Below are 8421 nucleotides of genomic sequence, written 5' to 3' on the forward strand. Positions count from 1 at the left end.
GCCGGGTGCTGCTCGGTGGGAACTTCTTCGGGACAGGTCGGACGTCCGACCGTTTCGACAATCCGACACCTTACTTCGTCGTCGTCCCCATCAGGCGCTGCGGCTGAAGGCGGCCCCGCAGGCGCAACTGTGCACCCCCGGTCCGGAGCGGACCAGGAAGCCGCCACCGCTGAGGTCGCCCTTGTAGTCGAGCTGCAGGCCCCGCAGCAGGAGGAGCTGGCCCGCGGGGGCATGGAGGGTGATGCCATCGGCCCGGGCCACGGGCGTGCCGGCCAGGTGGCCGGGGCGCAGGCGGATGGCCCAGGCTTCGCAGGCGCCCTCCAGCAGATCCAGATGCATCAGCCCCGGCGTGCCCGCCACCGCCGCCTGCCGGCAGAGCTCGGCGGCGGCGGCAGGGGTGAGGCGCAGGCTGTGGCCTCTTGGCACGGTGGTGTTGCGGGTGGCTTTCACTGTGCCAGCCGCCGGGTGGTGGGAGACAGGCTGGTGGCGGTTCCGCCGCCGATGGGCACCAGGCCCAGGCCGTTGTGGACCGAACCGGCCACCCCCCGCCCCTTGACCCTGTGGCTGCCGCCCATCACCAGCCCGGTGGAACTGCCGCCGTCGAGGTTGAGGGCGTCCGTCAGACCCATCTGCCTCAGCAGCCACGCGGTTTCCGCCAGGGTGGGGCCGGCCCCACCGCCGGCGGCTTCGAGCGTCACCAGCCAGAGCAGGCTGCCGTCGCCGCCGACCACCGTGCGGGGGGCTCCCTGGCGCAGGAAGGCGGACCCGAACCCTTCGGCCGTTCCATTCAGCACGACCCTGCCGTTCTGGAGCAGCAGCGGGCCTCCGCCCATCACGTTGCTGGCGTTGCCCAGTGGATCACTCGGACGGCTCTCGATGCCCAACCGCTCCCCCTCGCCCCAGGGCAGCACGGCCCCGCCGCGGGCCACCACCAGGGTCTCCTGGGGTCGCAGGGGCACCCCCGCCGCCAGCTCTGGGCTGTCCACCCGGCGCTGAACCCGCTCGCCGGCCAGCACCAGGGCTGTCTCCGAACCGCTCAGGGCCTGGTAGGAACGTCCCCATTCGGCGGTGTAGCGGCTCAGCCCCCGCTGCACGTAGCCGCTGTTCACGGTCAGCAGCGGCCAGCGTCGCCCCCTCGCGTCGCTGATCCATTCGTCCAGCCGCAGCCGCCCGAAGCGCGGCAGGCTGCGCGGCTCCCAGGCCACGACGCCCCGGTTGAGGATCGGCCCCGACAACCAGCGGCCCTGGTCCCGCAGGGCGCCCAGGGGCAGGCGTCGCACCCGGTTGAAGTACCCGCCGTTGATCGCCACCAGGGCGTCCTGGCGCAGGGCCAGGGCGGTGAGGGAGCTCAGACCCGCCATGCCGTCCGGCCGGCTCAGGGTGCGCAGTTCCAGGGGGCTGCTGCGGGGGTCGATCCTCACGGCATTGACCAGCACCCGGGTCCCCCCCACGGTCCGCACCTGCTGGTCCCAGCGCAGCTGGGGACCCAGCAGGGCCAGCAGCCGCGGATCGATCGGTGCGGGTTGCTCCGGCGTGGTGCCGACGCGGTCCGCGGCCGGAGGCAGGTCGATCACCACACGGGAGGGCTCGCCCAGGGTGAACACCCGCAGCGGCGTGGTCCCGCCCGCCAGCGTCAGGCTGACGTCGGCGCCCGTGACGCCGCTGCGCAGGCCCCGGGAGGCGAGCAGGGCCAGCTGGTCGGCTCGGCTGAGCAGGGCCAGCTGCACTCCCCCCTCGCTGCTGCGTATCAGGGTGGGGCCATCAAGGTCGAGCACCACCCGCCGGTAGGCCGGTTGATCCGAGCTGCGGACCTGGAGCAGTCGGGGCGCGGGAAGACGCAGTTCCAGCACCTCGCCGCGGCGTCCCACGTCGACACCCACATCCCGCAGGATCCCGGCCACGTCGACCGCCACCTCGTCCTCCAGGGACCGCTGGGCCGCCGGCGGCACCACCAGCTCCCGTCCGAACCATTCCAGCGAAAGACTGCCGTCAGGCCTGGAGCCCCTGCTGAATCCCAGTTGTCCCTCCAGCACCTCCAGCGGTAGCCACAGCGCCTGCGGTCGAGCCTGGTCGCCGCCCTCCCAGCGCCAGGCGGCCTGCTGGCTGCGGCCGTTCAGGGTCAGCCGGGTGCCCTCGAACCCTGTCGCGGGGGCCTGTCGCACAGGCGCGAGCCGCCGCTGCCTGGGGCTCGCCGGCTCGGGCAGGGCCGGCAGCTGGGGCGGTGGGGCGGCCTGGGTGACGGGCGGGGCTGCCGTCAGGACCAGAAGCGCCGCGGCGATCGAAAGGGTTCTGGCCATCGACGATGTCCTGCCGCTCAATGGAAAAAGTTAGTCCCGACGCAGTTCGGTGAGGGTGTCTGCCTAGGATCGGGTGCTCGCCCTGTCGTCGCGGACTCGGCTGCTGCACGGGTGACACGGCAGCTCCACGGCAGTTCATCGTTGCCGGCATCTTTCTGGACCTTTTCCAGCCCCTTCCCAGCTCCGTTTCAGCAGCACCATCCCGGCTTATGTCCTCCTCCCCCGTCCCCGTCTGGCCCCATTGCGACAGTCACGCCCCGGGCCCCGAGGAGACGGACGCCTGCGGCGTGGGATTCCTCGCCCACCTCGATGGGATTCCCAATCACTGGGTGCTGCAGCAGGCCCTGCGGGGACTCCGCTGCATGGAGCACCGGGGCGGCTGCGGCGGCGACGGGGATTCCGGTGACGGGGCCGGGCTGCTGACGGCCATCCCCTGGAGCTTCCTGGAAGCGGTGTGGCCCGTGGCCGCCGCGACGTCCGCGATGGTGCGGGGACTGGGGATGCTCTTCCTGCCTGCCGACCCGGAACGGCGTGATCTGGCCCGTCGGGTCTGTGACGAGGAGGCAGCCCAGCTGGGTCTCCAGAGCCTGGGTTGGCGCCCCGTGCCCGTGGACCCCAAGGTGCTAGGTCCCCTGGCCCGCGAGAACGCCCCGGCCATCGAGCAGTGGCTGCTGGCCGCCCCCGATGCGGTGCCCGGCGTCATGGCCGACGTCGACGCCCTCGAATCCCTGTTGTTCCGCCTGCGGCGCCGCGCCGTCGACCGGGTGCGGGAGGTGTGGGGCGCCGACACCTCCGACCTCTACTTCGCCTCGATCAGTGCCCGCACCGTCGTCTACAAGGGCATGGTCCGCTCGGAGGTGCTGGATGCCTTCTACGCCGACCTGCGGGACGAGCGCTTCGCCGTCGCCTTCGCGGTGTACCACCGCCGCTTCAGCACCAACACCCTGCCCCGCTGGCCCCTGGCCCAGCCGATGCGTCTGCTCGGCCACAACGGCGAGATCAACACCCTGCTGGGCAACATCAACTGGGCCCGGGCCGCTGAAGCCCACCTCGAGGCCGTCTGGGGCGAGGCCGCCAAGGATCTGCGGCCCCTGGTGAACGCCGCCTTCAGCGATTCGGCCAACCTCGACGCCACCCTCGAGCTGATGGTGCGCAGCGGTCGGCCGATCACCGACAGCCTTCTCACCCTGGTACCGGAGGCCTTCCGCGACCAGCCCGAACTCGACGAGCGGCCGGCCATCAAGGCCTTCTACGAATACAGCGCCTGCCTGCAGGAGCCCTGGGACGGGCCTGCCCTGCTGGTGTTCAGCGATGGCCGCATGGTGGGGGCCACCCTCGACCGCAACGGCCTGCGGCCGGCCCGCTACTGCATCACCAGCGACGGCTACGTGGTGATGGGCTCGGAGACAGGTGTGGTGGACCTGGAGGAATCGCGCATCATCGAGAAGGGCCGTCTCGGCCCCGGCCAGATGCTGGCCGTGGATCTGGAAGAGCACCGGCTGCTGCGCAACTGGGATGTGAAGGAGGAAACCGCCGCCCGGCTTCCCTTCGCCGGCTGGTTGCTCGACCATCGCCGCAGCCTGTCGCCCGGCGTCTGGGAGCGGGAGCACCGGCTGGGCGACCTGGAGCTGCTGCAGCAGCAGACGGCCTATGGCTTCACGGCCGAGGACCTGGATCTGGTGATCGAGGACATGGCGGGGCAGGGGAAGGAGCCCACCTACTGCATGGGCGACGACATTCCCCTGGCGGTGCTTTCCAGCCGGCCCCACCTCCTCTACGACTACTTCAAGCAGCGCTTCGCCCAGGTCACCAACCCCCCCATCGACCCGCTGCGCGAAAAGCTGGTCATGAGCCTGGAGATGCACCTGGGCCGGCGCGGCTCGGCCCTGCGGCCCGATGCCTCCGGCGCCGCCGTGCTGCACCTCTCCAGCCCGGTGCTCAACGAGGCTGAGCTGCAGGACCTGGGCTCCTATGGCCTGGGGCTCGCCACCCTCTCCATGCTGATGCCGGTGGCCAGCGGCCCGGACGGCCTGGCTCAGGCGGTCCAACGGCTCTGCTTCGAGGCGGAGGCGGCCGTGCGCAGCGGCGTCCAGATCCTGGTGCTTTCCGACCGCATCGACGGTGGCATCTCCGCCGGCACCACGGCCATTCCGCCCCTGCTGGGGGTGGGCGCGGTGCACCACCACCTGCTGCGCCTCGGCCTGCGGCTGCAGTGCTCCCTGGTGGTGGAGACGGCCCAGTGCTGGAGCACCCACCATCTCGCCTGCCTGATCGGCTACGGCGCCAGCGCCGTCTGCCCCTGGCTCACCTGGGAGACCACCCGCCACTGGCTGGCCCACCCCCGCACCCAGTCGATGATCGAGCGGGGCAAGCTGCCTCCCCTCGATCCCGGGAAGGCCCAGGCCAACGTCCGCAAGGCCCTGGAGGAGGGTCTGCGCAAGATCCTCTCCAAGATCGGCATCTCCCTGCTGGCCAGTTACCACGGGGCCCAGATCTTCGAGGCGATCGGCATCGGCGCCGACCTGATCGAGCTGGCCTTCACAGGCACGACGAGCCGCGTGGCCGGCCTCAGCCTGCACGACCTGGCCAGCGAGACGCTGGCCTTCCATGCCAAGGCCTACCCGGAGCTGAACCGCACCAAGCTGGAGTTCATGGGCTTCGTGCAGTACCGCACCGGCGGCGAGTTCCACCTCAACAACCCGGAGATGTCCAAGGCCCTGCATGCCGCCGTGGCGGCGGGCCCCGGCTACGACCATTTCGCCACCTACCGCACCATCCTCGAGAACCGGCCGGTGACCGCCCTGCGGGATCTGCTGGAGCTGCGTCCGGCACCGGTGCCCCTGCCGATCGAGCAGGTGGAGAGCGTCGAGAGCATCTGCAGTCGCTTCTGCACCGGCGGCATGAGCCTGGGGGCCCTCTCGCGGGAGGCCCACGAGGTGCTGGCGGTGGCCATGAACCGCATCGGTGGCAAGAGCAATTGTGGCGAGGGCGGCGAGGATCCCGCCCGCTACCACCCCCTCAACGATGTCGATGGCGAGGGCCACTCCCCCACTCTTCCAACCCTGCGGGGCCTCCGCAACGGCGACAGCGCCTGCTCGGCCATCAAGCAGATCGCCTCCGGCCGTTTCGGCGTCACCCCGGCCTACCTGCGCAGCGGCCGCCAGCTGGAGATCAAGGTGGCCCAGGGGGCCAAGCCCGGCGAGGGCGGTCAGCTTCCCGGCCCGAAGGTGGATGCCTACATCGCCTGGCTGCGCAACAGCAAGGCCGGTGTGCCCCTGATCTCACCGCCTCCCCACCACGACATCTATTCCATCGAGGACCTGGCCCAGCTGATCCACGACCTTCACCAGGTGAATCCCTCCGCCCGGGTGTCGGTCAAGCTGGTGGCCGAGATCGGCATCGGCACCATCGCCGCCGGGGTGGCCAAGGCCAATGCCGACGTGATCCAGATCTCCGGCCACGACGGCGGCACCGGCGCCTCGCCCCTCAGCTCGATCAAGCACGCCGGCAGCCCCTGGGAACTGGGCCTCACCGAAGTGCACCGCAGCCTGCTGGAGAACGGCCTGCGGGACCGGGTGCTGCTGCGGGCCGACGGGGGCCTGAAGAGCGGCTGGGACGTGCTGATCGCCGCCCTGCTGGGGGCCGAGGAGTTCGGCTTCGGCTCGGTCGCCATGATCGCCGAGGGCTGCATCATGGCCCGCGTCTGCCACACCAACAACTGCCCGGTGGGTGTCGCCACCCAGAAGGAGGCCCTGCGCAAGCGCTTCACCGGCCTGCCGGAGCATGTGGTCAGTTTCTTCCTGTTCGTGGCCGAAGAGGTGCGCCAGCTGCTGAGCGTGCTCGGGGTGGCCCGTCTCGAGGACCTGATCGGCCGCACCGATCTGCTCACCCCCCGGGCCATCGGCCTCACCAAGACCGGCTCCCTGGATCTCTCCTGCCTGCTGGAGCCGATCCCCGCTGCCGCCGACCGTGCCTGGCTTCGCCACGACCCTGAGGCCCACGGCAACGGTCCGGTCCTGGAGGACGGGCTGCTCGCCGATCCCCAGGTGCGCTCGGCGATCGAAGCCCACGGCCGGGTGGAGCGCCAGCTGGCGATCGTCAACACCGACCGCAGCGTGGGGGCCCGCCTGGCCGGCGAGATCGCCGATCGCCACGGCAACAGAGGCTTCCAGGGCCATTTCGCCCTCACCTTCCACGGAGCAGCGGGGCAGAGCTTCGGCGCCTTCGTGCTGCAGGGCATGAACCTGCGCCTGGTGGGAGAGGCCAATGACTACGTCGGCAAGGGCATCAACGGCGGCCGCATCACCGTGGTCCCCCCCGCCGGCGGCAGCGATTCCGCCGCCAAGGTGATCCTCGGCAACACCTGCCTCTACGGCGCCACCGGCGGTGAACTCTTCGCCCTCGGCCGGGCCGGCGAGCGCTTCGCCGTGCGCAACAGCGGCGCCCGCACCGTGGTGGAGGGGGTCGGCGACCATTGCTGCGAGTACATGACCGGTGGCGTGGTGGTGGTGCTGGGCAGCACCGGCCGCAACGTGGCTGCCGGCATGACCGGTGGGGTGGCTTTCCTGCTTGACGAGGCAGGCGGCCTCGCGGCCCGGCTCAACCCTGAGTCGGTTGAGCTGCTGCCCCTTTCCACCCCCGAGCAGGAGGGTCTGCTGCTGCCGCTGCTCGAAGCCCATCGCTCCCTCACCGGCAGCGAGCGGGCGGGTGAGATCCTTGCCGACTGGTCCTTCTGGAAGAGCCGCTTCAAGGTCCTGGTGCCCGCCAGCGAGAAGGCCGCCCTGGGGCTGGTCGATCAGCGGGAGCAGGTGCCCGCCTAGGGCTCAGCGGGGGTGGTCCCGCATCAGGCGCCGCACTTCCCCGGCGTGGTAGCTGCTGCGGGTGAGCGGGCTGCTCACCACCTGCAGGAAGCCCAGGTCGTCCTCGCCGTGGCGGCGGAAGCCTTCGAAGCCCTCCGGGGTCACGAACCGCTGCACCGCCAGGTGCTTCGGCCCCGGGGAGAGGTACTGGCCGATGGTCACGATGTCCACCGCGTGGGCGCGCAGGTCGGCCATCACGGCCCGCACCTCCGCGTCGGTTTCGCCCAGGCCCACCATCAGACCCGACTTGGTGTAGGTGCGCGGCCAGCCTTGCCGCACCCGGCGCAGCAGTTCCAGTGAGCGGCTGTAGACCCCCTGGGGCCGCACCTGCCGGTAGAGCCGGGGCACGGTCTCGATGTTGTGGTTGAGCACCTCCGGTGCCGCCGCCATCACCACCGCCAGGGCCTCCCAGGTGCCGCAGAGGTCGGGGAGAAGGATCTCGATCGTGGTCAGGGGGGCGTTGCGGCGCACGGCCTCGATGCAGGCCACGAACTGGCTGGCACCCCCGTCGGCCAGGTCGTCGCGGTTCACCGAGGTGATCACCACGTGGCTCAGGCCCAGGCGGCGCACCGCCTCCCCCAGCCGCTCCGGTTCGGTGGGATCCAGGGGCCGCACGCTGCGGTCGAAGTCGATGTCGCAGTAAGGGCAGGCCCGGGTGCAGCCCGGCCCCATGATCAGGAAAGTGGCGGTGCCACCGGCGAAGCATTCGCCGATGTTGGGGCAGCTGGCCTCCTGGCAGACCGTGTTGAGCTTGAGGTCGACCAGCAGATCCGCCACCGCCCCGATCCGCTCCCGCTGGGGAGCCTTCACCCGCAGCCAGGGCGGCTTGGCGGCAACGGGCAGGGGGTCGCTGACGGGCACGGGCCTCACGGGGCTGAACGGACTGTAGGCAGGACGGCCGCAGCCCATCCCCTAAAGTCGCTCCATCGGGATGTGGCGCAGCTTGGTAGCGCACTTCGTTCGGGACGAAGGGGCCGCAGGTTCGAATCCTGTCATCCCGATTTTTCTGTCAACGTCCTTGCGATCGGGCCACTGATCGGGTCTCTGATCGGGCGGTCAGCTCAGATCAGGGCGGCGCCGGGATAGCCCCTGGGGGTCACCATGCGGCCGTCCCGGACCCGGGTGGTGCTGTTGCCGATCAGCACCAGGCTGAGCATGTCCACCTGCTCCAGGGGCAGGCTGGCCAGGGTGTGGAGGCTGAGATGCTCCTCCGCCCGCCCCAGCTGCCTGGCCAGCAGCACCGGGGTGCCGGCCGGCCGGCACTC

The 8421-nt window shown here is 71.0% G+C and carries 4 protein-coding genes, 1 tRNA gene and 1 pseudogene; 2 read left to right on the top strand and 4 right to left on the bottom strand.

Annotation, left to right across the window (positions count from 1 at the left end; genetic code table 11):
• Window positions 1-90: 90 nt before the first annotated feature.
• A complete protein-coding gene (locus KUG41_RS06855; RefSeq protein WP_371734062.1) occupies window positions 91-450 on the bottom strand; it encodes an AIR synthase in 360 nt (119 codons plus the stop codon).
• Window positions 447-2297, bottom strand: coding sequence for a phosphodiester glycosidase family protein (locus KUG41_RS06860; RefSeq protein ID WP_216902486.1), 1851 nt, complete (start codon window positions 2295-2297; stop codon window positions 447-449). Before KUG41_RS06860 ends, KUG41_RS06855 begins: the two co-directional genes overlap by 4 nt.
• Window positions 2298-2506: 209 nt before the next feature.
• On the opposite strand from KUG41_RS06860, the gene gltB reads away from it, so the two are divergent.
• Entirely contained in the window at window positions 2507-7117 is a 4611-nt protein-coding gene (gltB, locus tag KUG41_RS06865; RefSeq protein WP_216902494.1) for a glutamate synthase large subunit, read from the top strand.
• Window positions 7118-7120: 3 nt separating this feature from the next.
• Here the strand turns inward: gltB and lipA are convergent, their stop codons facing one another.
• The gene (lipA, locus tag KUG41_RS06870) at window positions 7121-7999 is read right to left on the bottom strand and encodes a lipoyl synthase (protein WP_216902500.1); all 879 of its coding nucleotides are present in this window, start codon (window positions 7997-7999) and stop codon (window positions 7121-7123) included.
• An 84-nt stretch (window positions 8000-8083) separates the two neighbouring features.
• Between lipA and KUG41_RS06875 the strand changes: the two genes are divergently transcribed.
• Window positions 8084-8157: transfer RNA gene (locus tag KUG41_RS06875), tRNA-Pro, on the top strand.
• Between the two features lie 60 nt (window positions 8158-8217).
• Here the strand turns inward: KUG41_RS06875 and KUG41_RS06880 are convergent.
• Window positions 8218-8421 (bottom strand): annotated as a pseudogene (locus KUG41_RS06880) (precorrin-3B C(17)-methyltransferase); the annotation flags it as partial.

The sequence above is a fragment of the Synechococcus sp. CCY 9618 genome (genome assembly GCF_019038415.1).
Classification (GTDB): Bacteria; Cyanobacteriota; Cyanobacteriia; order PCC-6307; family Cyanobiaceae; genus Cyanobium.

What these genes read in the sequence shown, in the direction of transcription:
- KUG41_RS06860 (WP_216902486.1), bottom strand. Translation starts at nt 2,297, where the DNA reads ATGGCCAGAACCCTTTCGATCGCCGCGGCGCTTCTGGTCCTGACGGCA.
- gltB (WP_216902494.1), top strand. Translation starts at nt 2,507, where the DNA reads ATGTCCTCCTCCCCCGTCCCCGTCTGGCCCCATTGCGACAGTCACGCC.